This is a genomic window from Acidovorax sp. WCS2018Noco2-16 (assembly GCF_031843945.1).
Classification (GTDB): domain Bacteria; phylum Pseudomonadota; class Gammaproteobacteria; order Burkholderiales; family Burkholderiaceae_C; genus Paracidovorax.
In genome coordinates this window covers 64,654-91,248 of record NZ_JAVTJJ010000001.1, presented here as the reverse complement: position 1 = coordinate 91,248, position 26,595 = coordinate 64,654, and the positions used below count along the sequence as shown (strand labels likewise).

Genomic DNA, 26,595 nt, shown 5'->3' with positions numbered 1-26,595 from the left:
GCACCATGCCCATGCCCATGCTCCACCAACGGTTCATCCCTCGATGGAGTCTTGGCGTGCTGGCGTCTGCATGGGCCTTGGCTGCCGGTGCGCAAACGCCGGGCGCGGACGAGATTCGCCAGCGCAAGATCCAATACTTGCAAGAGTGCTGCTACAACGCGGGCGGAGTCTCCGAAGCCAGCATTGCCGCGATCCCGACCGACGAACTCCTGCAGTACCCCGCCCGGCGCGAGACCGCCGAAGCCCAGGTGCCGCGGCTGAACCAGATGTTTGCGGGGCGCTACCTGGGAAGCGTCGTCGCGCTCGATGACTTCAAGCCGCGGATTCTGTATTTCGTCAAAGGTCTGACTGCGGCAGACCGGGCCCGCGTTCAATCAGACCCGGCCTTGGCCGGCGTGTTGCTGGCGGACACGGCCTATTCGCTGCAGGACATTCCCCGGCTGAGCCGGCAGATCGAAAAAGAGCACCTTTGGCGGGAGCTGTCGCCGCAGGCGAAAGCGACCTCCATGCAAACGTACCAGGTGCAGTACCCCAGCCTGCAGTCGGTCAATGCATTGCCCGATGAGGTTTTCATCCAGCATTGGCCAGCGGATACGAATGCGCTCTACGACGCGGCCACCCAGATTTTCGGCGAACAACTCGTCTCCATCGCCTGGAACAACGGTGTCTTCGGCCACGCGACGCTCGATGTATTTGTGTATCAACCTCAGCCAACGCAATTGCGGCAGCTGCGCGCGGATCCGAAGCTCCGTGACGTTCGTGTGGTGGCGTTTGCCATGAGCAAGGCAGAAATCGAGCGAATCAAAAGCCGCATCGCTGACGCACTCTTCGACGCCATCAAGGAGAGCGGAACGCCGCCGCTGGTGAGCTTGTCGTTTGATCATCGAAAGCGCCGATTCGACGTGGGCATATTCACAGGTCAGGTAGAGAGGGCCCGAAAAATCTTGCAGGATCATGCCGATATCCCTGAGGACTGCTGCGACGTCCAGGAGCGTCTGCCGTTTCAATTCTTCAACGGCACGGTGGACGCTCCGTGACCCCCGCCCTCCTGTTGACACGCGCACCAACGCTGCGTGCAATCCCATCCCAGCGATACGCGCACCGCTTCTCATCCCCGAGGAACATGCACGCCATCACCCGTTCCGCCGCCATGCCTCTCGGCATGAAGCCAGTGCCTCGCCACGGAGTGGCAGCATGCTCCCGCTCCGACACCCGATTTTTTTGACCCTGCTCAACAACCAATTTTTGGAGAAGCATCCATGATGCGTGAAGGACAAGCACAGACCGTGCACCGCGCCGACTACCAGGCCCCCGCATGGTGGATCGACACGGTCGACCTGACATTCGACCTGGACCCGGCCAAGACCCGCGTGCTCAACAAGATGCGGGTGCGCCGCAACCCCGCCGTGCCGACCGCGCCGCTGCGGCTGGATGGCGACCAACTGAACCTGGCCCGCGTGATGGTCAATGGCGCCGGCACGTCGTTCAAGATGGAGGGCAGCTGCCTGGTGCTGGAGAACCTCCCCGGAGGCGACGCGCCGTTCGATCTGGAGATCTTCACCACCTGCTGCCCGGTCAAGAACACCCAGCTGTCGGGCCTGTACGTGAGCCAGGGCACTTTCTTCACGCAGTGCGAGGCCGAAGGCTTCCGCCGCATCACCTACTTTCTGGACCGTCCGGACGTAATGGCCAGCTACAGCGTGCTGCTGCGCGCGAACAAGGCGGACTACCCCGTGCTGCTGTCCAACGGCAACCTGGTGGACCAGGGCGTGCTGGACGACGGCCGCCACTTCGCCCAATGGGTCGACCCGCACAAGAAGCCCTGCTACCTGTTTGCGCTGGTAGCGGGCAAGTTGGTGGCGCGCGAGCAGCGCATTCGCGCACGCACAGGCACTGACCATCTGCTGCAGATCTACGTGCGCCCGGGCGATCTGGAAAAGACCGAGCACGCGATGAATTCGCTGATGGCCAGCATCGCGTGGGACGAAGCACGCTTCAACCTGCCGCTCGATCTGGAGCGCTTCATGATCGTCGCCACCAGCGACTTCAACATGGGCGCCATGGAAAACAAGGGCCTGAACATCTTCAACACGAAGTACGTGCTGGCCAGCCAGGCCACGGCCACCGATGTGGACTTCGGCAACATCGAAAGCGTGGTCGGCCACGAATACTTCCACAACTGGACGGGCAACCGCGTCACCTGCCGCGACTGGTTCCAGCTGTCGCTGAAGGAAGGCCTGACGGTCTTCCGCGACCAGGAATTCAGCCAGGACTTGTCGGGCAGCCCGTCGGCCCGCGCCGTCAAGCGCATCGAGGACGTGCGCGTGCTGCGCACCGTGCAGTTTCCCGAAGATGCCGGCCCCATGGCCCACCCGGTGCGCCCCGACAGCTACGTGGAAATCAACAATTTCTACACGGTCACCATCTACGAAAAGGGTGCGGAAGTCGTCCGCATGCAGCACACCCTGGTGGGCCGCGAAGGCTTTGCCAAGGGCATGAAGCTCTACTTCGAGCGCCACGACGGTCAGGCCGTGACTTGCGACGACTTCGCCCAGGCCATTGCCGACGCCAACCCAGACAGCGACCTGGCGCGCCTGCTGCCGCAGTTCAAGCGCTGGTATTCACAGGCAGGCACGCCGCGTGTTCGCGCCACTGGGCAGTACGACGCGACTGAGCGCACGTACACGTTGACGCTGTCGCAATCGCTCGCGCCTACGCCCGGCCAGCTCACCAAGGAGCCGGTGGTGATCCCCGTGGCGCTGGGCCTGCTGACCCAACAAGGCGAGCCCATCGCCCTGCAGTTCGAAGGCGAAGCCACTGCTGGCGACACCAACCGCACCGTGGTGCTGACCGATGCCAGCCACCGCTTCACCTTCATGAACGTGGATGCCGCACCGGTGCCGTCGCTGCTGCGTGGCTTCAGCGCGCCGGTTCATCTGGACATCGATTACACCGACGAAGCGTTGCTGACCCTGCTGGCGCACGACACCGACGCCTTCAACCGCTGGGAAGCAGGCCAGCGCCTGGCGCTGCGAATTGCTATTAATTCAATAGCATCCAACGCAGGTAATACGGGCGCTACAGGCCCAATTGCCTCTGATCTGCTGCCAGAGAGCTTCATCGCTGCGATGCGCGACGTGTTGCGCCACCCCACGCTGGACGCTGCCTTCAAGGAGCTGGTGCTGACGTTGCCCTCCGAGGGCTACATCGCCGAGCAGCTGGACGTGGTGGACCCGCAGCGCATTCACGCGGTGCGCGAAGCAATGCGCACGCAACTGGCCGTGGCGCTGCAGACCGAATGGGAAGCGATCTGGGATCAGCACCACGACACCGGCGCTTATCGCCCAGACGCACTGTCGTCCGGCCGCCGCGCGCTGGCGGGCATGGCGCTATACATGTTGTGCGTGGCTGCGCGCGAATCGGGCGACACCGTCTGGCCCGGCCGCGCCTACCAGCGCTTCAAGGATGCCGGCAACATGACCGACCGCTTCAATGCCCTGAGCGCACTGGTGACCAGCGGCCAGGCCCTGGCCGAGCCCGCACTAGCGCGCTTTCATGCGATGTTCAAGGACGACGCACTGGTGCTCGACAAGTGGTTCTCGCTGCAGGCTGCCACGCCCGATCGCGGCGGCCAGGCGCTGCCAGCCGTGAAGGCGCTGATGGGCCATGCCGACTTCAGCATCAAGAACCCCAACCGCGCGCGCAGCGTGATCTTCAGCTACTGCAACGGCAACCCCGGCGGCTTTCATCGCGCCGACGGCGCGGGCTACGCTTTCTGGGCCGACCGCGTGCTGGAACTCGACGCGATCAACCCGCAGGTCGCATCGCGACTGGCGCGCGGGCTGGACCGCTGGACCAAGCTCGCCGAGCCCTACCGCAGCGCAGCGCGCCAAGCCATCGAACGCGTGGCGGCCAAGCCCGCCCTGTCGAACGATGTGCGCGAAGTCGTCACGCGCGCATTGGCCGACTGAACCGAATCGCACTCAACCGCACTCACCGCATCTGAACGAAAGAACCATTTCATGGCCCAAAAGATCAGCCTGACCCGTTACCTCGTCGAGCAGCAACGCGTCGATGGCCTCATCCCGTCCCAACTGCGCCTGCTGCTCGAAGTGGTAGCCCGCGCCTGCAAGCACATCAGCCATGCCGTGAACAAAGGCGCCCTGGGCGGCGTGCTGGGGACCGCGCACAGCGAGAACGTGCAGGGCGAGGTGCAAAAGAAGCTCGACATCATCGCCAACGAGGTGCTGATCGAAGCCAACGAATGGGGCGGCCACCTGGCGGCCATGGCGTCTGAAGAGATGGACAGCATTTATGTCGTGCCCAACCGCTACCCGCAGGGTGAATACCTGCTGCTGTTCGATCCGCTCGATGGCTCCTCCAACATCGACGTCAACGTCAGCATCGGCACCATCTTCAGCGTCCTGAAAAAGCCCGAAGGCCACCCTGGCGTGACCACCGAAGACTTTTTGCAGGCCGGCTCGCAGCAAGTCGCGGCGGGGTACTGCATCTACGGCCCCCAGACCACTCTGGTACTGACGGTGGGCGACGGCGTGGCGATGTTCACCCTTGACCGCGAGCAGGGCTCCTTCGTGCTGGTGGAAGAGAACGTGCGCATTCCGGCGGACACCAAAGAATTCGCCATCAACATGAGCAACATGCGCCACTGGGACGCACCGGTGACGCGCTACATCGAAGAGTGCCTTGCCGGCACCGATGGGCCGCGCGGCAAGGACTTCAACATGCGCTGGATCGCCAGCATGGTGGCCGACGTGCACCGCATCCTCACGCGCGGCGGCGTGTTTCTGTACCCCTGGGACAAGCGCGAGCCGAACAAACCCGGCAAGCTGCGACTGATGTACGAAGCCAATCCCATGGGCTGGCTGGTGGAGCAAGCCGGTGGCGCTGCCACCGACGGCAAGCAGCGCATCCTCGACATCGAACCGACCCAGTTGCACCAGCGCGTCAGCGTCATCCTGGGTTCAAAAAATGAAGTGGAACGCGTGACCGGTTACCATTCCGCTATATAATTCGAGTCTTAGCCGGTGTAGCTCAGTCGGTAGAGCAGCTCATTCGTAATGAGAAGGTCGGGTGTTCGATTCATCTCTCCGGCACCAAATGCAAAGCCCTGATTCGCAAGAGTCAGGGCTTTTTGCGTTGGCCCCGCCATCAACTCTTTGCAACATCCTCGCAAGGCGGCAAACCGCTTCGGCAGAGCATCACTGGCTAGACTTCACGGTTGTCCGTGTGGACGCAATCCCAAGGAGTTTTTTCGCATGCTCAAGTCATCGGCCGCGCTCTGCTGCGCTCTCCTCGTCTCATTTGGCGCCTCGGCGTTGGAACTCGCCAAATACCCGCAGGTGTTCAACGGCCCGCAGGGTCTGGAAGTGGCGCTGGCGCCCAGCCGTGATGGCAAGCAAGCGCTGATGCGCGTGAGCGGTGTCAACCACCCGATCGACGCGGTGGTGTTTCTGGGCGATCGCGAGCAACGCGGCGCCTCTACCGAGGCTTATGTCACCACGCTGGACGGGCGCGAACATGGGCTGGTGCAAAAGCAGCGCAGCGCTTACGGCGGCAATGAGCAGACCGTGGCGTATTTGCCCGGCCAGCGCGACGCGATTGCATTGACCTACGACGAGCAGAAAAGCAAGGCGCTGCAGCCTTCGGCGCTGCTGGCCGTGTACGACCGGCAGAACAAGGAAGGCATTCAGAACACGCTGGCGCGCTTTGACCGTGAAAAACGCATGGCGCAGGCGCAAAGCGCGCTGCAGCGCGTGGACCAGACCGCCAGCGAATCGTGCGGCAGCCAGGTGAAAACAACGGTGGACTGGTCCTCGGTTTCAGAGGCGCAATTCAAGAGCCTGAGCATCGCCGGCTATTGCGGCGAAGTGGCGTCGCAACTAGATCAACAATGCCGCAGCGTGCCGGCCTTCAAACAGAAGGTGGCCGAGTTGGGCCAAGTCAATTGCCGCTTCGGCACCGAGATGAAGCTGCGGACAGAGAACCGTCAGCTGATCTTCACCACGCAGGAAGATGCACCTAATCAAGGCGACTTCGTGCAGCAGTTTTTGCGTAATCAGTGAGCTTCAGCGGTAGGGCGCCTTTGCGATCACTGGATTTTGGGGTCGGCCTCAGTGGTCGGCACGGCTCGCCGCACTCGCGTGCAGACAAATGGCTGCCGCGGCACCGACGTTCAGCGACTCTTCGCCACCCGGCTGCGTGATACGGATGTGCTGGACAGCTCGCTGCTGCAGCGCAGTCGAAACGCCCTGCCCTTCATGCCCCATGACCCACGCGCAGGGCCAAGGCAGTGCCGCACGGTGCAGGTAGCTGCCTTGGTGCGAACTGGTGGCAAGCAATGGCAAGCCGAGACCATCGATGTTCTCGGGCTCGAGCCCTTCCACCAGCCGAAGCGCGAAATGCGCGCCCATGCCGGCACGCAACACCTTGGCACTCCAGAGCGCGGCCGTGCCTTTCAATGCTGCGATCTGGCCGAAACCGAAAGCCGAAGCACTGCGCAAGATGGAACCGACGTTGCCGGCGTCTTGCAGGCGGTCGAGCACCACGGTCCCCACACCAGGCTGCAACAGCTGCGCATCGGACAGATCGAGCACAAACCCCATGCGCGCAGGTGATTCCAAGCTACTGATGTCCGGCCACAGCGCATCGTCTATTACTACCATTTTGATAGCTGGCTGCGCATACTCATGCTGCGCTAGAGGCCAAAAAGACTCCGAAAAAACGGCGATAGAAGGCACCTGCCCACGGTCCAACGCCGCGCGGCAAAGATGGTCACCCTCCAGCCAGATGCGCCCTTGTTTTCTATAGGCCGTGCTGTCTTGTGCCAGACGGCGCAAGTCTTTGATGAATGCGTTGTCGCGAGAGCGTATAGGTATGAGCGGAGCAGTCATGCGGGTCGGCAATCGTCAGACGCCAATGGTGGGCTGAAGCGATGGGGCAATCACTGTCATCGTCGTGATACATGTCATCTGCGCCACCTGTGCCACCGGCGCAAACGAACGGCGATGCTGCGGGCAGGCACCGTGCAGGCGCAATGCAGCCATGTGCTCGGCCGTGCCGTAGCCCTTGTGCGCGGCAAATCCGTACTGCGGGTACTCATCGTGCAGCTGTGCGCACCAACGGTCGCGCGTGACCTTGGCCAGAATGGATGCAGCCGAGATGGCCTGCACCAGCGCGTCGCCCTTCACGATGGCGTCGGCGGGCACGTCCAGTTGCGGCAGCCGGTTGCCGTCAACCAGCACGCGCACCGGCCGCAGCCGCAGGCCCTGCACGGCTCGTCGCATGGCCAGCAGGGTGGCCTGCAGAATATTGATGTCGTCGATCTCGTCGACACTGGCTTCGGCCACGCTGCAGCACAGCGCCTTGGCGCGAATCTCGTCGTACAGCGCTTCGCGGCCGGCTGCGGTGAGCGTCTTGGAATCCGCCAGGCCCTTGATAGGGTTCAGGTCGTCCAGAATGACCGCAGCAGCCACCACGGGTCCTGCCAGCGGGCCGCGTCCGGCTTCGTCCACGCCGGCGATGAGGCCGGGCGGGTGCCATTGCAGCGAGCCTTGCTCAGGCAGCGATGATTTTCTGGATCGCATCGGCAGCCAGTCGGGGGGTGTCGCGCCGCAGGCTTTCGTGCAGCGCTGTGAAGCGTCGGTGCAAGGCATCCAGCGCGGAAGGATTTTCGGTGCGGGCGTTCAACCACTGCTGAACCGCAGCCGCCAAAGCTTCGGGCGTGGCGTCGTCCTGAAGCAGTTCCGGCACGACGAAATCCTGGCACAGGATGTTGGGCAATCCGACCCACCGCTGCAGCTGCTTGCGCCGCATCAACCACCAGCTGATCGGGTGCATGTGGTAGCCAATGACCATCGGCCGCTTGAACAACGCCGCCTCCAGCGTGGCGGTGCCGCTGGCGATCAAAGTGCAATCACAGGCCGCGAGCGCGACGTGCGACTGCCCACGGATGATCTGCACCGCGTGGCGCACTCCGCATTCCTGTGCAATCTGCTCAATACGAGCGTGCAGTGCCGGCACGGCAGGCACTACTATTTTTATAGCAGGCCGCGCTTGCAGAATGAGCGCTGCAGCCTGAAAAAAGGGTTTGGCGATGTACGCCACCTCGGCCGAGCGGCTGCCCGGCAGGATGGCGAGGACCTCGTCATCCGCATCCAGGCCCAGTTGCGCGCGCGCAGCCAGGCGGTCGGGCTCCATCGGAATCACATTGGCCAGCGGATGGCCCACATAGGTCGCGGCGATGCCGTGGCGGGCCAGCAGCTCGGGCTCGAAGGGGAAGATGCACAGCACATGGTCAGCGCTGCGGCGGATCTTGTCGACGCGTTCAGCGCGCCAGGCCCAGATCGAGGGGCACACGAAGTGCACGGTCTTGATGCCGTCAGCGCGCAGGGCTGCTTCCAGCCCGAGATTGAAGTCGGGTGCGTCCACGCCGATGAAGACATCCGGCCGCGCATCCGGTGACTGCAGGCGCCGGCGCAACTGCTTTCGGATCGCCAGGATGCCGAGCAGCTTCTGCACCAGCTCCAGGCTATAGCCATGCACGGCCAGGCGCTCGCTGGGCCACCAGGCATCGAAACCACGGCGCTGCATCTGGGGGCCGCCAATACCCTTCGCGACCAGTCCGGGCCATTGCTGCTGCAGTCCGTCGAGCAAAAGGCCCGCCAGCAGGTCACCGGATGTCTCGCCGGCCACCATGGCTACATGTGGCGCCTGCCTCACCGCACTCACCCTGTGCGTCACCGCGCAATACCGCGGCGGGATGCAGCAGCGAATTCGCGAAGGAGTTCGATGTCGGCAGAGGCTTCAGGATGGTCGGCCGGCAGAGCCTGCAGCGCTGCCAGCGCGGCGTCGAGCGTCAGCCCTTGCCGGTACAGCAGCCGGTGCGCCTGCTTGATGCCTGCAATGCGGCCGGCCGAAAAGCCCCGGCGGCGCAGGCCTTCCACGTTGAGGCCGCGCACGGCCAGCGGGTTGCCGTCCACCATCATGAAAGGCGGCACGTCCTGCGACACGTGGCTGGCGAAACCTGCCATCGCATGCGCACCCACCTTGGTGAACTGGTGCACGCCCGTCAGCCCGCCGATGATGGCGTAATCGCCCACATGGACATGGCCTGCCAGCGCGGCGTTGTTGGCCAGGATGGTCTGATTCCCCACCACGCAGTCGTGCGCGACGTGGACGTATGCCATGACCCAGTTGTCATCGCCTACCGTGGTCACGCCCAGGTCTTGCGTCGTGCCGGTATTGAACGTGCAGAACTCGCGGATGGTGTTGCGGTCGCCGATGATCAGTTCGGTCGGCTCGCCGGCGTATTTCTTGTCTTGCGGCGCCGCGCCCAACGACGCGAACTGGAAAATCCGGTTGTCCGCGCCAATGGTGGTGCGGCCTTCGATCACGCAGTGCGCGCCAATGGTCGTGCCTGCGCCGATGCGCACGTGCGGGCCGATAACGGCATACGGCCCGATGGATACCGAGCCGTCGATGACCGCAGCGCCGTCGACGATGGCTGTGGGGTGAATGCTGATGCTACTGGTCACGTGCCGCCCTGCCCTCACGCCCTGGTCAGGCCACGGTGCGCATGGTGCACATGATTTCGGCTTCGCAAGCCACGTTTTCGCCCACGCGAGCGACGCCCTTGAACTTGTAGATGCCGCCCTTGATGCGGTCGAGATCGACGTCGAGGAGGAGCTGGTCGCCCGGCTCCACAGGGCGCTTGAAGCGCGCCCCGTCGATACCCACAAAATAGAACACCTTGTCGTCGCCCGGGGCCTCGCCCATCATGTCGAACGAGAGCAAGCCGGCTGCCTGGGCCAATGCCTCAAGAATCAAAACGCCGGGCATCACCGGGCGTGCCGGAAAATGTCCAGTGAAGAAGGGCTCGTTGATGGTGACGTTCTTGAGCGCTCGAATGCGCTTGCCCCGTTCGAGCTCGACCACCCGGTCCACCAGCAAAAATGGGTAACGGTGTGGCAGGAGCTTGAGAATTTGGTGGATATCCATCATTGCTGGAGCGGCCTAGCCGTCCTTTTGAGTTTGTTTTTCAAGGGCCTTGATACGCTCACGCAGGGTGTGCAGCTTCCGAAGCGTGGCCGCGTTCTTTTCCCACTTCGCATTTTCGTCCATTGGGTACACGCCCGTGTAATGTCCGGGTCGTTTTAGCGAATGCGTGACCACGGTATTAGTGGACACGTGCACATGATCGGCCAATTCCAGGTGCCCCAGGATCGACGCTGCGCCACCAATCGTGCAATGAGCGCCAATGGTCGTACTACCCGCGACGCCCGAACAACCCGCCATGGCGGTGTGCCGCCCGATGCGCACGTTGTGGGCAATCTGGATCAGGTTGTCGAGCTTGACCCCATCTTCAATCACCGTGTCTTCCAGCGCTCCCCGATCGATACAGGTGTTGGCGCCGATCTCCACATCGTCGCCCACGCGCACCGACCCCAACTGCTCGATCTTGACCCATTCGCCACGCCGCGGAGCGAAGCCGAATCCGTCTGCACCGATCACGACACCAGGGTGCACCAGACACCGCTGCCCGATCTGACACCGCTCACCCACCGTCACTCGCGACTTCAGCACCGTATGCGCGCCAATGCGAGCGCCCCGCTCCACCACGCACAGCGGGCCGATGGTGGCTGTCGGATCTACTTCGGCTTCTTCATCGACTACTGCCGATGGATGAATTCCGCCGCCTGTTCGAAGCGCATGGCTGCGTTTCCACAACTGGGTGACCTGTGCGAAATACACATACGGGTCATCTGTGACGATGCACGCACCGCGGGCCAATGCGGCGTCGCGCATGGCAGGCGCCACAATGACACAGGCCGCCCGGGAGGCGGCCAGTTGTGGCTGGTATCGCGGGTTGCTCAGGAAGGCGATGTCACCGGGGCCTGCGGATTCCAGCGGGGCGATACGGAGAATTTCCACCGTGTTGTCACCACCCTCCAGAATCCCGCCCAGTGCATCGACGATCTGTCCAATACGCAGGCTCACGGACAGCCCGCCGAGCGCACAGAATTACTTGGCAGCGGTGCCATTCGCCGCATTCAGCGCCTTCAGCACCTTGTCGGTGATGTCGTGCTTGGGATTGATGTAGACGGCCTCTTGCAAGATGACGTCGTACTTTTCGGCCTCTGCCACCTGCTTGACCACGCGATTGGCGCGCTCGAGCACTTGGCTCAACTCTTCGTTCTTGCGGGCACCCAGGTCTTCCTGGAACTCTCGGCGCTTGCGCTGGAAATCACGGTCTTGGTCGACCAGTTGGCGCTGGCGCGTAGTGCGCTGGCTTTCCGCCATCGTCGGTGCTTCACGTTCGAACTTTTCGGTAGCCGTTTTCAGCGTGTTGCCCTGATCGACGAGTTCCTTTTCGCGGCGGGAGAATTCCTGCTCCAGCTTGGCCTGGGCCGCCTTGGCGGTGTTGGCTTCGCGGAAGATACGGTCGGTGTTGACGAAACCGGCCTTGAACTCCTGTGCCTGTGCTTGTGCAGGCACCGCAGCGGACAGCGTGCCGAGCAGGAGGACGAGAGGAATGTGGCGGGAAATGGATTTCATTAGAAAGACGTTCCGATCTGGAATTGCAGTTTCTGGATTCTATCGCCGGCAAACTTGCGCACTGGTTGCGCAAAGGCGATGCGCAACGGGCCCAACGGAGAAATCCAGCTCAAGCCAAGACCTGCGGAGACCCGCATGTCGGCCAACTCTACCTTGTCATTTTCACCATAGACATTGCCCGCATCCACGAAAGTGAACACGCGCAGCGTGCGGTCATTGCCCGCGCCAGGGAACGGCGCGATCAACTCGGCATTGAGTGTGACCTTCTTCGGGCCACCCAAAGAGGCACCGGTGACGTCACGCGGGCCCAACGTGCCTTGGTCGAAACCACGGACCGACCCAAGACCGCCGGAATAGTAGTTCTTGAATACCGGGAACGGGCGACCGTTCATGCCGGTACCCCAACCGAGCTCCCCGTTGAATGCAGCGGTGAACTGCTTGTTGAGGGGCACGTACTGCTGAACCTGGTAATTGGCGCGCACGTACCGGGCATCTCCAGCAACGGACCACTCTGAATTCAAGCGCTGATAGCGACCGGAATTCGGAGCCAATGCGCTGTCACGATCGTCACGCGACCATCCGACGGTCAAAGGCACCGAGAAGCTCGTCGCACCGTAGTTGTCTGCATAGGCCAGATACGCAGCCGGAATGTTCGTGCCGGCCTTGATCTTGGTCTGCTCCAGGCCACCGCCGAAGAACACCGTGTCAGTCTCACTGAAAGGGATGCCGAAGCGCACGCTCGTACCGGCAGTCACCAGCTCGTAGTTGCCGCCTTGGTCTTCATAGGGCTTATCAGTACGGTAGTACAGATCCAGCGTGCGGGAAATGCCGTCCTTGGTGAAGTACGGATCCGTCGTGCTGAACACCAGGGTGCGGCGGTACTTGCTGGTGTTTACGTCCACGCCCAGGTAATTGCCCGAGCCAAAGACGTTTTCCTGCTTGATGCTGAACGACAACGATACCTTTTCGGCACTGGAGAAGCCGGCGCCCAGCTGCAGCGAGCCTGTCGGCTTTTCAGCCACGTTGATGACCAGATCGATCTGATCGGGCGAACCTGCCACCTCCTGCGTTTCGACGTTCACTTCCGTGAAATAACCCAGACGGTCCACGCGGTCCCGCGACAGCTTGATCTTGTCACCGTCATACCAGGAGGCTTCGTACTGGCGGAATTCACGGCGGATCACTTCGTCGCGTGTCCGGTTGTTGCCGCTCACGTTGATGCGTCGCACATAGGCACGGCGCTGCGGCTCCGCACGCAGAACCACGGCAACGCGATTGTTCTCACGATCGACTTCAGGCACGGCTTCTACACGCGCGAACGCGAAGCCGAAATTGCCGAAGTGATCGGTGAATGCCTTGGTGGTTTCCGCCACCTTGTCAGCGTTGTACGGCTCGCCTGGACGGATGGTGATGAGCGACTTGAACTCGTCGTCACGGTCGAGGAAATTGCCCTCGATCTTGACACCAGACACCACATAGCTCTGACCCTCCGTCACATTGACGGTGATGGTGATGTCTTGCTTGTCGGGCGAGATGGCGACCTGCGTGGAGTCGACCTTGAATTCAAGGTAACCGCGCGACAGGTAGTACGAGCGTAGGGTTTCCAGATCGGCGTTGAGCTTGGCGCGCGAATAGCGGTCAGACTTGGTGTACCAGCTGAGCCAGCCACCGGTGTCCTGATCGAACAGGCCTTTCAAGGTCGATTCGCTGAACGCCTTGGCGCCCACGATGCGGATGTCCTTGATCTTCGCGGGTTCGCCTTCGGTCACCGTGAAAGTCAAGTTCACCCGGTTGCGTTCAATAGGCGTCACCGTCGTCACCACTTCGGCGCCGTACAGGCTCTTGCTGATGTATTGGCGCTTGAGCTCCTGCTCGGCGCGGTCGGCCAATGCCTTGTCATAGGGACGGCCTTCGGTCAGGCCAACGTCGCGCATCGCCTTCTTCAAGGTGTCCTTGTCGAACTCCTTCGTGCCGGCAAAATCGACATCGGCGATGGTGGGACGTTCTTCAACGACCACCACCAGCACATTGCCCGAAGCCTCGAGCCGCACGTCCTTGAACAATCCAAGTGCGAACAATGCGCGGATCGCAGCCGATCCTTTTTCGTCGTTGTAGTCGTCGCCCACGCGCAGCGGCATGGAGGCAAAGATGGTACCCGGCTCCACACGTTGCAGACCCTCGACACGGATGTCCTGCACCTTGAAGGGCTCCAGCGCCCATGCGGCGTTGAAGGCCAGAATCATTGCGGCAGCGGCCACCGTTCTGCGCACGCCCATGCGATTGTTGTGTTTTTTCATGAAGTGAAGCTGTAGCCGTTGCGGGGTTGCAGATGCGGCATTAAGTTAGCCAAACAGGCGGGTGACATCGTTGAAAAGGGCAATGGACATCATCAGAAGCAGCACCGCAACGCCCCCGCGCTGCAAACGCTCCATCCAGGCTTCTGACACGCCCCTGCCCGTCACGCCCTCCCAAAGATAATACATCAGGTGACCTCCATCGAGGACGGGCAGCGGAAGCAGGTTCAACACGCCCAGACTGACGCTAATAAGCGCCAGAAACGCGAGATATTGCGTCAGGCCCATGCTGGCGGAACGGCCCGCGTAGTCGGCAATGGTCAGTGGCCCGCTCAGGTTCTTGAGCGAGGCCTCTCCGATCACCATGCGGCCCATCATCTTGAGAGTGAGTAAAGACACTTCCCAGGTTCGCACGGCGCCGTTCCACAAGCCTTCCACTGCCCCGTGACGAACGGTCACAAACTCAGGGGGGTTTCCGACATAGGCAGCGATGCGCCCCACCGTCATGCCGGCATCCTGCTGCACTTCGGGTGTGACTTGCACGGCCTGCGACTGGCCGGAACGCTCGATCAACCAAGTCTGCGTGACCGACTGTCCGCCGCGCACGGACGCACGAATCAGTTCACGCAGTTGCTGGCCGTCGACCACGGCGACCGAGCCGACCTGGCGCACGAGATCTCCCTCACGCAGCCCGGCACGTTGCGCGGCACCACCCTGCATGACTTCACCCAGCACCGGCCGTGTCCACGGGCCGACGATACCGATCTTGCGGAACAGTTGCGCATCGGCTTCGCGCGTTTCGATTTGCGAAAGGTCGAGCAGATACTGGCGTGTCCCCGAACCGGCAGCGGGCTGCACCTCCAGACGCACACTGTTGCCGTCCAGCGCACCGCGCGTGAGCGTCCAGCGCAGGTCTTCGAAAGAACGCACCGGCTCGGCTTCATCGCCGTTCAGCGCGGCACTCAGCACCAATTCGCCGCCTTGCAGGCCTGCCCGTTGGGCGACGGACCCTGCCACAGGGCTGGCCAGATAGGCTTTCGGCTCCTCGACGCCCGACCAGTTCACAGCGGCATACAGCGCCACGGCCAACAAGAGATTGGCGGCCGGCCCCGCCGCCACGATGGCTGCCCGCGAGCGCAACGGCTGGGTGTTGAACGCCAGATGCCGATCTTGCGGTGCCACGGGCGCCTCACGCTCATCGAGCATGCGAACGTACCCGCCCAACGGAAACGCGCCAATCACAAATTCAGTGGGCGACCCTTTGGGTTGCCAGCGCAGCAAGGGTTTGCCAAAGCCGACAGAAAATCTCAGTACTTTGACCCCGCAGGCCACGGCCACGCGATAGTGGCCATATTCATGCACCGCGATCAGCAAGCCCAGCGCGACGATGAAAGCAACCACGGTCAAAAGCATGTAATTTCCTCAGCGACTATCAGTTGGAGGATGCCCACCGGCCAGCGATCTGATCGGCCGTGGCGCGCGCCTCGGCATCCAACGCCAGCAAGGCCTCGAGCGATTCCGGTTTGGAGGGTGATACTGCCTCCAAAGTTGCAAGATTCAACTGGTGAATCTGATCGAACCGAATACGGCGATCCAGAAAAGCGGCTACCGCCATTTCGTTGGCGGCATTCAGCACCGCGGTAGTTCCCGGCGCAGCGCGTAACGCCTGCCAGGAAAGGTGCAAGCCGGGGAATCGCGTGGCATCGGCCTCCTCGAACGTCAGCCCGGCAAGCGTCGTGAAATCCAGCCGACCCGCACCACTCTCGATGCGCTCGGGCCACGCCAGTCCGCAGGCAATGGGAACACGCATGTCGGGCGTACCCAACTGCGCGATCACCGACGCATCGACGAACTGCACCATAGAATGAATGATCTGCTGTGGATGAATAACCACCTTGATCTGCTCAGGCGTCAGATCAAACAGCCAGCGCGCTTCGATCACCTCAAGCGCTTTGTTCATCATCGTCGCCGAGTCGACGGAGATCTTGCGCCCCATGGAAAAATTGGGATGCGCACACGCCTGTCCCGGCGTCACATCCCGCAGCGTCGCAGGGTCGCGCTGACGGAAGGGCCCACCGGACGCAGTCAAAAGGACGTGATCGACCCTGCGTGCCCAGGTCGATGCATCTTCCGGCAGGCTTTGGAAGATGGCCGAATGCTCACTGTCGATCGGAAGCAAGGTGGCACCACCCGACTTCACCGCCGACATGAACAGGTCGCCGCCGACAACCAAGGCTTCCTTGTTGGCCAAAAGCAAACGCTTTCCGGCGTAAGCCGCAGCCAGACAAGGAGCCAAGCCGGCCGCACCGACGATGGCCGCCATCACCAGATCAACATCCGCATGCGATGCTATTAATTCAATAGCGCCCTGCGCTTGAAGGACCTGCGTTGGAAGTCCATTTGCCTTGATTTTTTCGGCCAGAGCCTCAGCATGCGGTGCGCTGGCCATCGCTGCAAACCGTGGCGTGAAGCGAGCGCACTGCGCCAGCAACTGGTCTACCTGGGTCGCAGCACTGAGGGCGAAGACTTCGTAGCGATCCGGATGCCGGCTCACCACATCGAGCGTGCTGGTGCCGATCGAACCGGTCGATCCCAGTACGGTAAGACGTTGTTTCATGCAGAAGCGAAGAAGGAAAGCATCATGGCCAGGGGCAGCGTGGGCAGCAAAGCGTCGACACGATCAAGCACGCCGCCGTGGCCCGGCAACAAGGCGCTGCTGTCTTTGACACCGGCGCTGCGCTTGATGAGCGACTCGATAAGATCACCGGCCACACTCATCGCCGCCATGAAAACGGCGCCGATCACCAACAGCCACCAGCCCGCGGCCGCAAGGCGGCTGTAAAAACTAGGCACGTCTGTCTGCGAATAGGCATCTGCAGCCACCCATGCAATTGCCAGCACCAGCACACCGGCCATGCCGCCCCAGACACCTTCCCAGCTTTTGCCAGGACTGATGGCTGGCGCCAGCTTGCTTTTGGTAAAGCGCAAGCCGAATGCACGTCCGGCAAAGTAGGCAAAGATGTCGGCCACCCAGACGAGCACCAGGATCGACATCAGAAAATTGATACCCGTCATGCGAGCCTGCACCACGGCGACCCAGGCCATCCAGAGGGCCAAAATGCCGCCCACGAGACGCAGCATTCGAGGAACGCGGGGCCATCCAGCGACGCCGGCGCGCAGCAGCCAGGCTCCGCCCAGCACCCAGGCCGCACCGCCCAAAGCCCACACCCACGGCAGAGGACGTTGCAGTCCGCCCAACGCCCAGGTCAGCCCGCAAAGGGCAACGCAGACGGCGCCGACCGCCACGGCGCCAACGCCATGCACGCCATTGAGCCGCGCCCATTCCCATGCGCCTGCAGCCATGAGCACCAGGACCACCGCGGCGAATGGCTGCGGCGATGGATAGAACAAGGCCGGCAGCAAAATGGCCAGAAGTACCAGGGCTGTGATGACACGCTGTTTGAGCATGGGGCGCCCTTCGAAAGAGGATGGAACGATCAGGCGTGCAGCGAATCTGAATGCGGCGTTGCATTCAGGATCTGCGCGGATGTGCGGCCGAAACGACGTTCACGCCGGCCGTATGCCGCAATGGCCTCGTCCAGCGCAGCCTCGTCGAAATCGGGCCAGAGGCGGTCGCTGAAATACAGCTCGGAATACGCAGCCTGCCACAGCAAGAAATTACTGATGCGCATCTCGCCGCCCGTGCGGATGACCAGATCGGGATCAGGCACGTGCGCCAATCCCATCGTCGTGTGCAGGCTGGCTTCGGTGATGGGCTCGCCCCGTGCAGCCAGCGTGGCGGCAGCCTGTGCGATGTCCCAACGTCCGCCATAGTTGAAACAGACGTTCAACACGAGCCGATCATTGTGAGCCGTAGCCTGTTCGGCCTCGCACAGCCCCGTGCGCACCTTGTCCGACAAAGTGCTCTTGTCGCCGACGAAGTGCAGACGCACACCGTCCTTGCGCAGAGTCGGCACCTCTCGCGACAAAGCCCGTGCCACCAGGTCAAGCAGCCCAGACACTTCGTCGGCAGGCCGGTTCCAGTTCTCGGAAGAAAAGGCAAACACCGTCAGCACCGACACGCCGCGATCCGCGCAAGCACGAGCGCATCGACGCAGAGACTCAACGCCTTGCCGATGTCCTGCAAGGCGAGGCAGGAAGCGCCGTGTAGCCCAGCGGCCATTGCCATCCATCACGATGGCAATGTGCGCAGGCGCGGTGGTTGCAGCGGCAAACATGGAAACAGCACCCATGAGTAGAAAAACGACCGTCCAACGCTGAAGCGTCAGACCGCCATGATTTCCTGTTCCTTGGCGTTCACCAGGGAATCAATCGTCGCAATGTGCTTGTCTGTCAGTTTCTGCACTTCGGTCTCGGCACGCTTCTGGTCGTCTTCCGATGCCAGCTTGTCCTTGACGAGTTTCTTGACGCTTTCGTTCGCATCGCGGCGCAGGTTGCGCACGGCCACTTTCGCGCTCTCGCCTTCGTTGCGCACTAGCTTGGTCATTTCCTTGCGGCGCTCTTCGCTCATGGGCGGCAGCGGTACGCGGATCAGGTCACCCATGGAGGCCGGGTTGAGGCCCAGGTCGCTCTCACGGATGGCCTTCTCGATCTTGGCGCCCATGCCCTTTTCCCAGGGCTGCACACTGATCGTGCGCGAGTCGATAAGCGATACGTTGGCGACCTGCGATAGGGGCACAGCCGAGCCGTAATAGTCGACCATCACCGAGTCCAGCAGCGCCGGATTGGCACGGCCGGTGCGGATCTTGCCCAGGTTGTTGTTGAATGCCGCGATGGACTGATCCATCTTGGCTTCGACGTTCTTCTTGATATCGGCAATCGTCATTTTCAATTCCTCTGCAAAAGGCCGCGTTCGTAGCGCGGGCCAGCCGTCAAGCGTACACCAGCGTGCCTTCGTCCTCGCCCATCACCACACGCTTGAGAGCGCCATGCTTGATGATCGAAAACACACGGATCGGCAGCTTCTGGTCGCGGCACAGTGCGAACGCGGTCGCATCCAGAATGCCCAGGTTGCGAGACATGGCCTCGTCGAACGTGAGCTTGGTATAGCGGGTGGCGGATGGGTCCTTCATCGGGTCAGCCGTGTACACGCCGTCCACCTTGGTGGCTTTCAGCACCACCTCGGCACCGATCTCAGCACCGCGCAGAGCAGCAGCCGTATCGGTGGTGAAGAAGGGGTTGCCGGTACCGGCAGCGAACACCACGACCTTGCCCTCTTCCAGATACTGAAGCGCCTTCGGGCGCACATAGGGCTCGACCACCTGCTCGATGGCAATGGCCGACATCACGCGCGCAGTCAGGCCTTGCTTGTCCATGGCATCTGCAAGCGCCAATGCGTTCATCACCGTAGCCAGCATGCCCATGTAGTCGGCCGTGGCACGGTCCATGCCGACGGAGCCGCCCGCCACGCCGCGAAAGATGTTTCCCCCGCCGATGACCACCGCGACCTGCACGCCCATGCGGGTGACTTCGGCAATCTCCTCCACCATCCGAACGATGGTGGCACGGTTGATGCCGAAAGCGTCATCCCCCATGAGCGCCTCGCCAGACAACTTAAGCAAAATGCGCTTGTGGGCTGGGACAGCGAGGGTCATGGGAGTTTCTCCGTGAGGCAATGCGGTTGTCAGGAAGGGGATGGGAAGCAGAGCGGAGATCAGGCTGCCGACTTGGCAGCAGCCACCTGCGCGGCCACTTCGGCTGCGAAGTCGTCGACCTTCTTCTCGATGCCTTCGCCAACCACGTACAGGGTGAAGCCCTTGATGGTCGTGTTGGCAGCCTTGAGCATCTGGCCCACGGTCTGCTTGCCGTCGGCGGCCTTCACGAAGACCTGATCGAACAGCGAGACTTCCTTGAGATACTTCTGCACGCCGCCTTCGATGCGCTTGGCAACGATCTCATCGGACTGCACAGGCTTGCCTTCGGCTTCGGCCTTGGCCTTGTCTTCCGCAGCCTTGGCAGCGGCGACCGAGCGTTCCTTTTCGATCAGGTCGGCAGGCACGTCGGCGCTGGTCAGCGCGACAGGCTTCATGGCAGCGATGTGCATGGCCACGTCCTTGGCAGCCACGTCGTTGCCTTCGAACTCGACGACCACGCCGATGCGCGAGCCGTGCAGGTAAGAAGCGAGCTGGGTGCCGGTGAAATGCTTGAAGCGGCGGAACGACATGTTCTCGCCGATCTTGCCGATCAGGCCCTTGCGCACCTCTTCCAGCGTCGGACCGAAGCCGTCCTGGCTGTAAGGCAGCGCGCCCAGGGCTTCGACGTTGGCGGGGTTGTGCTTGGCGACCAGTTCAGCGGCGGCTTTGGCCAGGCCCATGAAGCTGTCGTTCTTGCTCACGAAGTCGGTTTCGCTGTTCACTTCGATCAGGCCACCGTTCGTGCCGTCGATAAAGCTGGCGACAACGCCTTCAGCCGTGATGCGGGAAGCGGCCTTGCCAGCCTTGGTACCCAGCTTCACGCGCAGCAGTTCTTCCGCCTTTGCCAGGTCGCCTTCGGCTTCCGTCAGGGCCTTCTTGCATTCCATCATGGGCGCGTCTGTCTTAGCGCGCAGTTCAGCCACCATGCTTGCGGTAATTGCAGCCATCGGTATTTCTCCAGTCTCAGTTCAGTTCGTTACAGAATAAAAGGCTAAAAAAAAGGGGGCTCACCAGGGGCCCCGCTTTCATTCGCGACGCATCGCGTGGCCAGGAACTCAGGCAGCAGTTTCTTCCACTTCCACGAATTCGTCAGAGCCTTCCTTCGCCACAGCCTTGGCCACGTCGTTCACGGCGTTGTTGCGGCCTTCGATGATGGCGTCGGCAATACCGCGGGCGTACAGAGCTACAGCCTTGGCCGAGTCATCGTTGCCAGGAATCACGTAGTCAATGCCTTCAGGCGAGTGGTTGGTATCCACCACACCGATCAGCGGAATACCCAGCTTCTTGGCTTCTGCGACGGCGATCTTGTGGAAGCCGACGTCGATGATGAAGATGGCGTCAGGCAAGGCATTCATGTCCTGGATGCCGCCGATATCGCGCTCGAGCTTGGCGATTTCACGGCTAAAAGTCAGCTGCTCCTTCTTGCTCAGGCTGTCGAGGCCGGCTTCTTGCTGGGCCTTCATGTCCTTCAGGCGCTTGATCGACGTCTTGACGGTCTTGAAGTTGGTCAGCATGCCGCCGAGCCAGCGCTGGTCGACGAAAGGCACGCCAGCGCGCTGGGCTTCGGTGGACAGGATTTCACGGGCTTGACGCTTCGTGCCGACCATCAGGATCGTGCCGCGGTTGGCCGACAGCTGCTTGGCGAACTTCTGTGCGTCCTGGAAAAGCGGGAGCGACTTTTCCAGGTTGATGATGTGGATCTTGTTGCGGTGACCGAAGATGTACTGAGCCATCTTGGGGTTCCAGAAACGGGTTTGGTGACCGAAGTGGACACCGGCTTCCAGCATTTCGCGCATGGTAACGGACATGAGATTCTCCAAAAGGTTAGGTCTAAAATCCAACCCCGACTTCACACCCGAACACCGTGAAACGGGCGGGAATGACACCTTGGGAGGGCTGGTTTGCGATTAGTCTTGCCGTAAGCCGCGAAGCCATCAAAGCCCACGATCATCGGCAAAACCACGGGATTCTAGCACAGCCGCCCTCCCTCTTTTGGCGGCTAGCCCTCTGAGGGCCTAAGCGATCCACTACGAAAACAATAGCTGCCAGCGCCCGTCGACGGGGCGGCGCAGCCCAGATAATCCCATCCATGCAGATCGCTATCGTCGGTGCCGGCATTGTCGGCGCCGCCACCGCCCATGAACTCGCCCTTGATGGCCACGACGTCACCGTTTTCGAGCAGCGCAGCGCCGCCGCCGAAGAAGCCAGCTTTGCCAATGCCGGGCTGCTGGCCCCTGCCCTGCTGATTCCCTGGGCTGCTCCGGGTCTGGGCAGCGGGCTGCGACGCCAACTTTGGGGGGCGCAAGCTTCACTGCGTATGGCGGGGGGCACCTGCCGGGCCGATTTGGCATGGCTGTGGCGTTGGCAGCAGGCGTCCCGCTCGGCGACCGCGCCGGCAACGCTCGCTGCCCTGGCCCGGCTCGGCCAGTACAGCCTGGAGCGCACCCGGCAGATTTCCGCAGACATGGAGATGGATGCGGAAACCAGCCGTGGCACTCTGGTGTTGCTGCGCACACCGCAAGACCAGGAACAGCTGCAACCCGCACTGCACGCGTTGCGCGAGGCCGGTGTCGTCGTGAATGCGGTCGACGCCGACACAGCCCGGTTGATCGAGCCCGGCCTGGGGGCCGAGGTGCCGTTGGCCGGTGCACTGCACGCACCCGATGGCGAATCCGGCAACTGCCGCTTGTTCGCACAGATGCTGCGATATGCAGCGCAAGAGCGTGGCGCGCGGTTTCTGTTCCAGTCGCGTGTTCAATCCATTACCGGCGCACCGACAAGTGTGCGGATCGCGGGCGAACCCGTCGGCCAGACCCACCGGTTCGACGCGGTGATCGTCTGCGCCGGGCTGGCCACGGCCAGCTTGCTGCGCCCGCTGGGCCTGCCACTGCCAGTCGTCGCGCTTCACGGGTACTCGATCAGCGCACCACTGCGCGAGGAATCGCACGCGCCGCAAGGCGCAGTCGTCGACCCCCTTCACCGCGTGACCATCACGCGTCAGGGTCAACGTGTGCGCGTGGCGGGCGGTGCAGAACTGGGCCACGGCAGCGCAGAGCACCATGCCCCGACGCTCCAGATGCTCTATCACACGTTGTCCGGCTGGTTTCCTGGCTGCGCGCAGTTGTCCTCACCGCAGGTACAGGTCTGGCGCGGCGCACGCCCCACCCTGCCCGATGGCGGACCCGTGCTGGGCGCCAGCGGCATTCCCGGGGTGTGGGTCAACGCGGGGCATGGGGCGGCCGGCTGGGCGCAGGCCTGCGGCAGCGCACGTGTGGTGGCCGACCTGCTGCTGCAGCGTGCGGCCGCCGTGGATGTGCAGGCCCTGTCGATGCAGCGCTTCTGACCGGCGCTTCCCTTCAGCCGCCGAGAGCAACAGCCGGCCACAATCGCCGCATGCTGCAGCGCATTACCTCCCACCACTCCCACCTTCTTCACGACACCGCTGCCACGCGGCGGCTGGAGCAAAGCGCCGCCGCGCAGTGCCCTGCGCACACATTCATGCAAAGGGCCGGATTGGCTCTGGCACGTCTGGCGCAGGCACTCGCGCCCCACGCGCCCACCATCTGGCTGGCGTGCGGCTCCGGCAACAACGGTGGCGACGGGCTGGAAGCCGCCGCGAACCTGCGTCGGGCCGGGCGCCATGTCGTGGTGACCTGGCTCGGCACGGCAGCATCCTCGCCCGCCGACGCCCTTGCCTCCTGGCAGCGCGCCCAGGACGCGGGCGTCACGTTCCTGCCTGACGCACCCGAAGACCTGGGACAAGACGACTTGTGCATCGACGCCCTGCTGGGCATTGGGCTGTCGTCGGCGCTGCGCGACCGCCCTTCCCGCGCGAATCTGGATCTACTGCGGCTGCTGCAGCGCTTGCAGACCACGGCTGCGCCGGTGCTGTGCGTGGACGCGCCTTCTGGCCTCCTCGCAGACACCGGCCAGTTCGCACCGGGCCTGGAGCCCGTGGCGCCAGCATCCCGCTCGCCCCGCCACACGCTCAGCCTGCTCACGCTCAAGCCCGGACTCTTTACCGGCATGGGGCGCGACGTTGCCGGCACCGTCTGGCTGGATGACCTGGGCGCGTCGCCCGGCAGCGAACTGCCCAGCGCCCAGCTTACTGCGGCCGCATCCGCCTCACCGCGCGCCCACGCCACCCACAAGGGCAGCTTTGGCGACGTGGCGATAGTCGGGGGAGAAGGACTGCAGGCGCGCGGCATGGGAATGACCGGCGCGGCCTTGCTGGCCGCCTCCGCCGCGCTGCACGGGGGTGCAGGCCGCGTAATGCTGTCGCTGCTGGATGCCGGCGCACTGCAGCTCGACGCCCTGCAGCCGGAATGCATGCTGCGGCGCTTCGATGCGCTGGCGCTGGAAGCGCTCACCGTCGTGTGCGGCTGTGGCGGCGGAGACGCCGTGCGCACGGTGCTGCCCAGCGTGCTGCGCGATACGCGCCGGTTGGTGCTTGACGCCGATGCCCTTAACGCCATCGCACAAGACCCCGCCTTGGGCGAGCAGTTGGCCGACCGTGCGAGCCGGCAAGGCAACGGCGCCACGGTGCTCACACCCCACCCCCTGGAAGCGGCCCGTCTGCTGGACACGGACACCCGCAGCGTGCAGGCCGACCGCCTGCGTGCCGCGCGGCAGCTGGCAGAACGTTATCGCTGTGCCGTCGTGTTGAAGGGCTCGGGCAGCGTGGTAACCGCTCCCGGCCAGGTGCCGCGCATCAACCCTACCGGCAACGGCCTGCTGGCCACTGGCGGCACCGGCGATGTGCTGGCCGGACTGCTGGGCGCCCTGCTGGCCGCCATGCCAGCCGACCAGGCTCACGCCGCGTTTCTGGCGGCAGAACGGGCCTGCTGGCTCCATGGCTCCGTGGCTGACCATTGGCCTGCTGACAAGGCATTGACTGCATCCGAGCTCGCCCGTGCCCTTCGTGCTCATTAACGTTCAGCCAAAAGCAGCTAACGGTTTTTAACAGGCAGCAACCAAAAGTAAATCCAGTCTCCGCACGCGTCCCAGAGCGTTTGTCTGACAGTTTTGAGGGGTTTTGCAGCGTTTAATCCAAACAACGCCTTCCCGACCATCACCTCACCCAATCCCCACCGAGGACACCGCCATGAAACGCCATCTCCCCCCAGGAATCCGCGCTTTCACTGCTTTCACCGCAACGGTGTTGCTGGCCTTGGCGGCTACCGCCATGACTTTGGTGCCGGACGAAGCGGTGCAGGCAGCGGATTCGCTGGTCACCTTGCCCAATCAGCTGGACACGATCCTGCCTTCCGACGTCTTCAACTGAGTCGTATCACCCGGTCGATTTCCTTCACCAGCCTCCGCAAAGCCGCCGTCACTGGCGGCTTTGTCGTTTTCGGGGGGACTTCACCCGCGCTCAATCTCTTGCAGGTGGAGCGCCCTGCTTCTCGATGAGTTCGATGCGCCGCTGCAAGGCCGCAGCAGCGGTACCGTCGCCCTGCGACTGCAACCGCTGAGAGCGCAACGTGAGCCAGGCCAGCAAAGGTCGTCGCCACCCTCGCTCCGATGCAGCATCGACCGCCAGCGCCAGCATGGCATCGTCGGCCTGACCCGCCTGAACAGCTACTGAGGCCGCCACCAGCCGAGAGAGCGGATCGTCAATGCCTGCAATGCTCCGCACGCCGCCCGAGGCCACTGCGCCGCGCTGTGCCGAGGGAAGCAGCGCCACGTCGCCCGGCGCGATTCGTCCAGCCAGATAGTCGGCGTAAGCGCGCTCGGCCGCCGCCGCATCGGCGCGCAACGGCTCGAACGCTGTGCACTCCTGCAGATCAAGGGCCGCCCGCTGCGCCGCGCAGCGCAGCAGTTCCAGCCGGGCCAGCAGCTCCGGGCGGCCGGTGCGGGCGACCTCGGCACGGGCGCGCGACCATTCCAGATCAGCCACGCGGGTGTTGCCCGACAAGTAGGCCTCCGTGGCCTTGGTGGCGGCCGCGTGCGCGTTCATCTCCCAGTCAGGCGCTGGTGGGCGACTGCCGCAGCCGGCCAACGCTCCTGCCAAGGCCGCCACGCACAGCGCGGCAGTGGCCGCGCGCAATGAGGAAAAGCGGAGCAATGTCATGGCAGCTTCAGCTCCGTGTCGCGCGCAAACGGCCATTTGCGCTGGATGTCGTTCACCAGCCCTTCCACCTTGCGCAGATTGGCTTCGACCTCGGCGCGCAGCGTGCCCAGGTCGTTGGTGGCTTCTCGCGTATTGGCGCCGATGGCCTGGGCCTCGGCCAGCACGGCGTCGACCTTTTTCAGGCTCTGGCGCGTGTCGGCCAGCAGGCCGTTCAGCTGGACCACGGTGGCGCGCACCTCAGGCACCAGGCCAGGGTCGCCCGCCGCGCCGAACACCTGCTTGTCGGCCTTGGCGGCCATGCCGTCGATGCGCGCCAGCAGCTGGTTGGTGCGGTCCAGCGTGGCGACGATCTTCTTCGCATCGCCCTCGTTGCCCATCAGCACGCCCAGGGCACCGCCGGGCGCGTTCAACCGCTCGGTCAGCGAGCGCACGTTGGCGACCGTTCCGCTCAGCGCCGCACCTTCTGCGGTGATGGCGTTCAGGTTGCCGAGCAGTTCGCGCGCAGACGCCATCAGCTGCGGGATCTCGGCCGTGGCGTCGCCGCGCAGCACCGGGCGCTCGGCACCGTCGGCCATGGGTGGGTCAGTCAGGATGCCGCTGTAGGCCTTGATGGTGGTGCCGCCGACCAGGCCGCGCACCAGGGTGAAGACGCTCGATTCGCGCAGCCAGTGCGCGTCGCGCCGGGCCACGTCGATCAGGATGCGCACGTTGCCATCGGGCGCCAGTTCGATGCGCCGCACGCGGCCGATGGGAAAGCCGGAAAACGTCATGTCCATGCCGACCACCACGCCCTCGGAATCATCAGCCGTCAGCACCAAGCTCTGCGTGGGCTCGAAGGCGCCGCGCGCATACAGCAGGTAGATCGTCGCGCCGATCACCAGCGCGAGCGTGAGCGCCAGCAGCGCGGCAGCCTTGCGCTCCAGGTGCGCCACGGGGCGCAGCAGCAGGTCATCGGCCGGTGGCGGCGGCATCGCCGGTTCCTTGTCGTGGGGTGTCATCG

At 63.3% G+C, this 26,595-nt stretch carries 25 protein-coding genes and 1 tRNA gene; 8 read left to right on the top strand and 18 right to left on the bottom strand.

Features of this window, described 5'->3' with window-relative positions; translation table 11 throughout:
* The first annotated feature begins 11 nt into the window (after window positions 1-11).
* The 5 genes from RQI28_RS00425 (at window position 12) to RQI28_RS00405 (ending at window position 6,083) form a co-directional block, all read left to right on the top strand.
* Window positions 12-1,037, top strand: a complete 1,026-nt coding sequence (locus tag RQI28_RS00425; protein ID WP_311220631.1) for a hypothetical protein — start codon at window positions 12-14, stop codon at window positions 1,035-1,037.
* 225 nt (window positions 1,038-1,262) lie between these two features.
* Window positions 1,263-3,971 (top strand): aminopeptidase N, encoded by a 2,709-nt coding sequence (pepN, locus tag RQI28_RS00420; protein ID WP_404976862.1) that lies wholly within the window; start codon window positions 1,263-1,265, stop codon window positions 3,969-3,971.
* A 51-nt stretch (window positions 3,972-4,022) separates the two neighbouring features.
* Window positions 4,023-5,030, top strand: coding sequence for a class 1 fructose-bisphosphatase (locus tag RQI28_RS00415; RefSeq protein ID WP_311220629.1), 1,008 nt, complete (start codon window positions 4,023-4,025; stop codon window positions 5,028-5,030).
* A gap of 11 nt (window positions 5,031-5,041) precedes the next feature.
* Window positions 5,042-5,117 (top strand) — tRNA-Thr (locus RQI28_RS00410).
* Window positions 5,118-5,276: 159 nt separating this feature from the next.
* A complete protein-coding gene (locus RQI28_RS00405; RefSeq protein WP_311220628.1) occupies window positions 5,277-6,083 on the top strand; it encodes a hypothetical protein in 807 nt (268 codons plus the stop codon).
* Window positions 6,084-6,131: 48 nt separating this feature from the next.
* On the opposite strand, the gene RQI28_RS00400 is transcribed toward RQI28_RS00405, so the two are convergent.
* The 16 genes from RQI28_RS00400 to rpsB all read right to left on the bottom strand — a co-directional run bounded on the left by RQI28_RS00400 (window position 6,132) and on the right by rpsB (window position 21,330).
* Complete coding sequence (locus RQI28_RS00400) at window positions 6,132-6,911, bottom strand: RNA methyltransferase (RefSeq protein ID WP_311220627.1); 780 nt, start codon at window positions 6,909-6,911, stop codon at window positions 6,132-6,134.
* A 15-nt stretch (window positions 6,912-6,926) separates the two neighbouring features.
* Complete coding sequence (rnhB, locus tag RQI28_RS00395; protein ID WP_311220626.1) at window positions 6,927-7,604, bottom strand: ribonuclease HII; 678 nt, start codon at window positions 7,602-7,604, stop codon at window positions 6,927-6,929.
* Window positions 7,576-8,715, bottom strand: coding sequence for a lipid-A-disaccharide synthase (gene lpxB, locus RQI28_RS00390; RefSeq protein ID WP_404976863.1), 1,140 nt, complete (start codon window positions 8,713-8,715; stop codon window positions 7,576-7,578). Before lpxB ends, rnhB begins: the two co-directional genes overlap by 29 nt.
* Before the next feature lie 41 nt (window positions 8,716-8,756).
* Window positions 8,757-9,554, bottom strand: a complete 798-nt coding sequence (gene lpxA, locus RQI28_RS00385; protein ID WP_311220624.1) for an acyl-ACP--UDP-N-acetylglucosamine O-acyltransferase — start codon at window positions 9,552-9,554, stop codon at window positions 8,757-8,759.
* A 25-nt stretch (window positions 9,555-9,579) separates the two neighbouring features.
* Window positions 9,580-10,020, bottom strand: coding sequence for a 3-hydroxyacyl-ACP dehydratase FabZ (gene fabZ, locus RQI28_RS00380; RefSeq protein ID WP_311220623.1), 441 nt, complete (start codon window positions 10,018-10,020; stop codon window positions 9,580-9,582).
* A gap of 12 nt (window positions 10,021-10,032) precedes the next feature.
* Window positions 10,033-11,016, bottom strand: a complete 984-nt coding sequence (gene lpxD / locus RQI28_RS00375; RefSeq protein ID WP_311220622.1) for a UDP-3-O-(3-hydroxymyristoyl)glucosamine N-acyltransferase — start codon at window positions 11,014-11,016, stop codon at window positions 10,033-10,035.
* Between the two features lie 24 nt (window positions 11,017-11,040).
* Entirely contained in the window at window positions 11,041-11,574 is a 534-nt protein-coding gene (locus RQI28_RS00370; RefSeq protein WP_311220621.1) for an OmpH family outer membrane protein, read from the bottom strand.
* On the bottom strand, window positions 11,574-13,871 hold the full coding sequence (gene bamA / locus RQI28_RS00365) for an outer membrane protein assembly factor BamA (protein ID WP_311220620.1): 2,298 nt from the start codon (window positions 13,869-13,871) through the stop codon (window positions 11,574-11,576). The genes RQI28_RS00370 and bamA overlap by 1 nt, the downstream gene beginning before the upstream one ends.
* A 45-nt stretch (window positions 13,872-13,916) precedes the next feature.
* On the bottom strand, window positions 13,917-15,281 hold the full coding sequence (gene rseP, locus RQI28_RS00360) for an RIP metalloprotease RseP (RefSeq protein ID WP_311220619.1): 1,365 nt from the start codon (window positions 15,279-15,281) through the stop codon (window positions 13,917-13,919).
* 19 nt (window positions 15,282-15,300) lie between these two features.
* A complete protein-coding gene (gene ispC / locus RQI28_RS00355; RefSeq protein ID WP_311220618.1) occupies window positions 15,301-16,485 on the bottom strand; it encodes a 1-deoxy-D-xylulose-5-phosphate reductoisomerase in 1,185 nt (394 codons plus the stop codon).
* Window positions 16,482-17,336, bottom strand: a complete 855-nt coding sequence (locus RQI28_RS00350) for a phosphatidate cytidylyltransferase (RefSeq protein WP_311220617.1) — start codon at window positions 17,334-17,336, stop codon at window positions 16,482-16,484. The genes ispC and RQI28_RS00350 overlap by 4 nt, the downstream gene beginning before the upstream one ends.
* Before the next feature lie 29 nt (window positions 17,337-17,365).
* Window positions 17,366-18,106 carry a polyprenyl diphosphate synthase gene (gene uppS / locus RQI28_RS00345; protein ID WP_311220616.1) on the bottom strand — a complete coding sequence of 247 codons (741 nt, stop codon included), beginning with the start codon at window positions 18,104-18,106 and terminating at the stop codon, window positions 17,366-17,368.
* Window positions 18,107-18,153: 47 nt separating this feature from the next.
* Window positions 18,154-18,714 (bottom strand): ribosome recycling factor, encoded by a 561-nt coding sequence (frr, locus tag RQI28_RS00340; RefSeq protein ID WP_311220615.1) that lies wholly within the window; start codon window positions 18,712-18,714, stop codon window positions 18,154-18,156.
* A gap of 46 nt (window positions 18,715-18,760) precedes the next feature.
* The gene (gene pyrH / locus RQI28_RS00335; protein WP_311220614.1) at window positions 18,761-19,483 is read right to left on the bottom strand and encodes a UMP kinase; all 723 of its coding nucleotides are present in this window, start codon (window positions 19,481-19,483) and stop codon (window positions 18,761-18,763) included.
* 59 nt (window positions 19,484-19,542) lie between these two features.
* Entirely contained in the window at window positions 19,543-20,469 is a 927-nt protein-coding gene (tsf, locus tag RQI28_RS00330) for a translation elongation factor Ts (RefSeq protein WP_311220613.1), read from the bottom strand.
* Window positions 20,470-20,577: 108 nt separating this feature from the next.
* Window positions 20,578-21,330 (bottom strand): 30S ribosomal protein S2, encoded by a 753-nt coding sequence (rpsB, locus tag RQI28_RS00325; protein WP_311220612.1) that lies wholly within the window; start codon window positions 21,328-21,330, stop codon window positions 20,578-20,580.
* Window positions 21,331-21,611: 281 nt separating this feature from the next.
* Between rpsB and RQI28_RS00320 the strand changes: the two genes are divergently transcribed.
* The 3 genes from RQI28_RS00320 to RQI28_RS00310 all read left to right on the top strand — a co-directional run bounded on the left by RQI28_RS00320 (window position 21,612) and on the right by RQI28_RS00310 (window position 24,806).
* Window positions 21,612-22,865 carry an FAD-dependent oxidoreductase gene (locus RQI28_RS00320; RefSeq protein ID WP_311220611.1) on the top strand — a complete coding sequence of 418 codons (1,254 nt, stop codon included), beginning with the start codon at window positions 21,612-21,614 and terminating at the stop codon, window positions 22,863-22,865.
* A gap of 50 nt (window positions 22,866-22,915) precedes the next feature.
* Complete coding sequence (locus RQI28_RS00315; protein ID WP_311220610.1) at window positions 22,916-24,454, top strand: NAD(P)H-hydrate dehydratase; 1,539 nt, start codon at window positions 22,916-22,918, stop codon at window positions 24,452-24,454.
* Between the two features lie 172 nt (window positions 24,455-24,626).
* Complete coding sequence (locus RQI28_RS00310) at window positions 24,627-24,806, top strand: hypothetical protein (RefSeq protein ID WP_311220609.1); 180 nt, start codon at window positions 24,627-24,629, stop codon at window positions 24,804-24,806.
* Between the two features lie 90 nt (window positions 24,807-24,896).
* Here the strand turns inward: RQI28_RS00310 and RQI28_RS00305 are convergent, their stop codons facing one another.
* The gene (locus RQI28_RS00305; protein WP_311220608.1) at window positions 24,897-25,595 is read right to left on the bottom strand and encodes a hypothetical protein; all 699 of its coding nucleotides are present in this window, start codon (window positions 25,593-25,595) and stop codon (window positions 24,897-24,899) included.
* Complete coding sequence (locus RQI28_RS00300; protein ID WP_311220607.1) at window positions 25,592-26,593, bottom strand: MlaD family protein; 1,002 nt, start codon at window positions 26,591-26,593, stop codon at window positions 25,592-25,594. Before RQI28_RS00300 ends, RQI28_RS00305 begins: the two co-directional genes overlap by 4 nt.
* Window positions 26,594-26,595 lie beyond the last annotated feature (2 nt).

Coding starts and splice junctions, on each gene's coding strand:
- RQI28_RS00425 (WP_311220631.1), top strand. CDS start 12: ATGCCCATGCTCCACCAACGGTTCATCCCTCGATGGAGTCTTGGCGTG.
- pepN (WP_404976862.1), top strand. CDS start 1,263: ATGCGTGAAGGACAAGCACAGACCGTGCACCGCGCCGACTACCAGGCC.
- RQI28_RS00415 (WP_311220629.1), top strand. CDS start 4,023: ATGGCCCAAAAGATCAGCCTGACCCGTTACCTCGTCGAGCAGCAACGC.
- RQI28_RS00405 (WP_311220628.1), top strand. CDS start 5,277: ATGCTCAAGTCATCGGCCGCGCTCTGCTGCGCTCTCCTCGTCTCATTT.
- RQI28_RS00400 (WP_311220627.1), bottom strand. CDS start 6,911: ATGACTGCTCCGCTCATACCTATACGCTCTCGCGACAACGCATTCATC.
- rnhB (WP_311220626.1), bottom strand. CDS start 7,604: ATGCGATCCAGAAAATCATCGCTGCCTGAGCAAGGCTCGCTGCAATGG.
- lpxB (WP_404976863.1), bottom strand. CDS start 8,715: ATGGTGGCCGGCGAGACATCCGGTGACCTGCTGGCGGGCCTTTTGCTC.
- fabZ (WP_311220623.1), bottom strand. CDS start 10,020: ATGATGGATATCCACCAAATTCTCAAGCTCCTGCCACACCGTTACCCA.
- RQI28_RS00370 (WP_311220621.1), bottom strand. CDS start 11,574: ATGAAATCCATTTCCCGCCACATTCCTCTCGTCCTCCTGCTCGGCACG.
- bamA (WP_311220620.1), bottom strand. CDS start 13,871: ATGAAAAAACACAACAATCGCATGGGCGTGCGCAGAACGGTGGCCGCT.
- rseP (WP_311220619.1), bottom strand. CDS start 15,281: ATGCTTTTGACCGTGGTTGCTTTCATCGTCGCGCTGGGCTTGCTGATC.
- ispC (WP_311220618.1), bottom strand. CDS start 16,485: ATGAAACAACGTCTTACCGTACTGGGATCGACCGGTTCGATCGGCACC.
- RQI28_RS00350 (WP_311220617.1), bottom strand. CDS start 17,336: ATGCTCAAACAGCGTGTCATCACAGCCCTGGTACTTCTGGCCATTTTG.
- uppS (WP_311220616.1), bottom strand. CDS start 18,106: ATGTTTGCCGCTGCAACCACCGCGCCTGCGCACATTGCCATCGTGATG.
- frr (WP_311220615.1), bottom strand. CDS start 18,714: ATGACGATTGCCGATATCAAGAAGAACGTCGAAGCCAAGATGGATCAG.
- pyrH (WP_311220614.1), bottom strand. CDS start 19,483: ATGACCCTCGCTGTCCCAGCCCACAAGCGCATTTTGCTTAAGTTGTCT.
- tsf (WP_311220613.1), bottom strand. CDS start 20,469: ATGGCTGCAATTACCGCAAGCATGGTGGCTGAACTGCGCGCTAAGACA.
- rpsB (WP_311220612.1), bottom strand. CDS start 21,330: ATGTCCGTTACCATGCGCGAAATGCTGGAAGCCGGTGTCCACTTCGGT.
- RQI28_RS00320 (WP_311220611.1), top strand. CDS start 21,612: ATGCAGATCGCTATCGTCGGTGCCGGCATTGTCGGCGCCGCCACCGCC.
- RQI28_RS00315 (WP_311220610.1), top strand. CDS start 22,916: ATGCTGCAGCGCATTACCTCCCACCACTCCCACCTTCTTCACGACACC.
- RQI28_RS00310 (WP_311220609.1), top strand. CDS start 24,627: ATGAAACGCCATCTCCCCCCAGGAATCCGCGCTTTCACTGCTTTCACC.
- RQI28_RS00305 (WP_311220608.1), bottom strand. CDS start 25,595: ATGACATTGCTCCGCTTTTCCTCATTGCGCGCGGCCACTGCCGCGCTG.
- RQI28_RS00300 (WP_311220607.1), bottom strand. CDS start 26,593: ATGACACCCCACGACAAGGAACCGGCGATGCCGCCGCCACCGGCCGAT.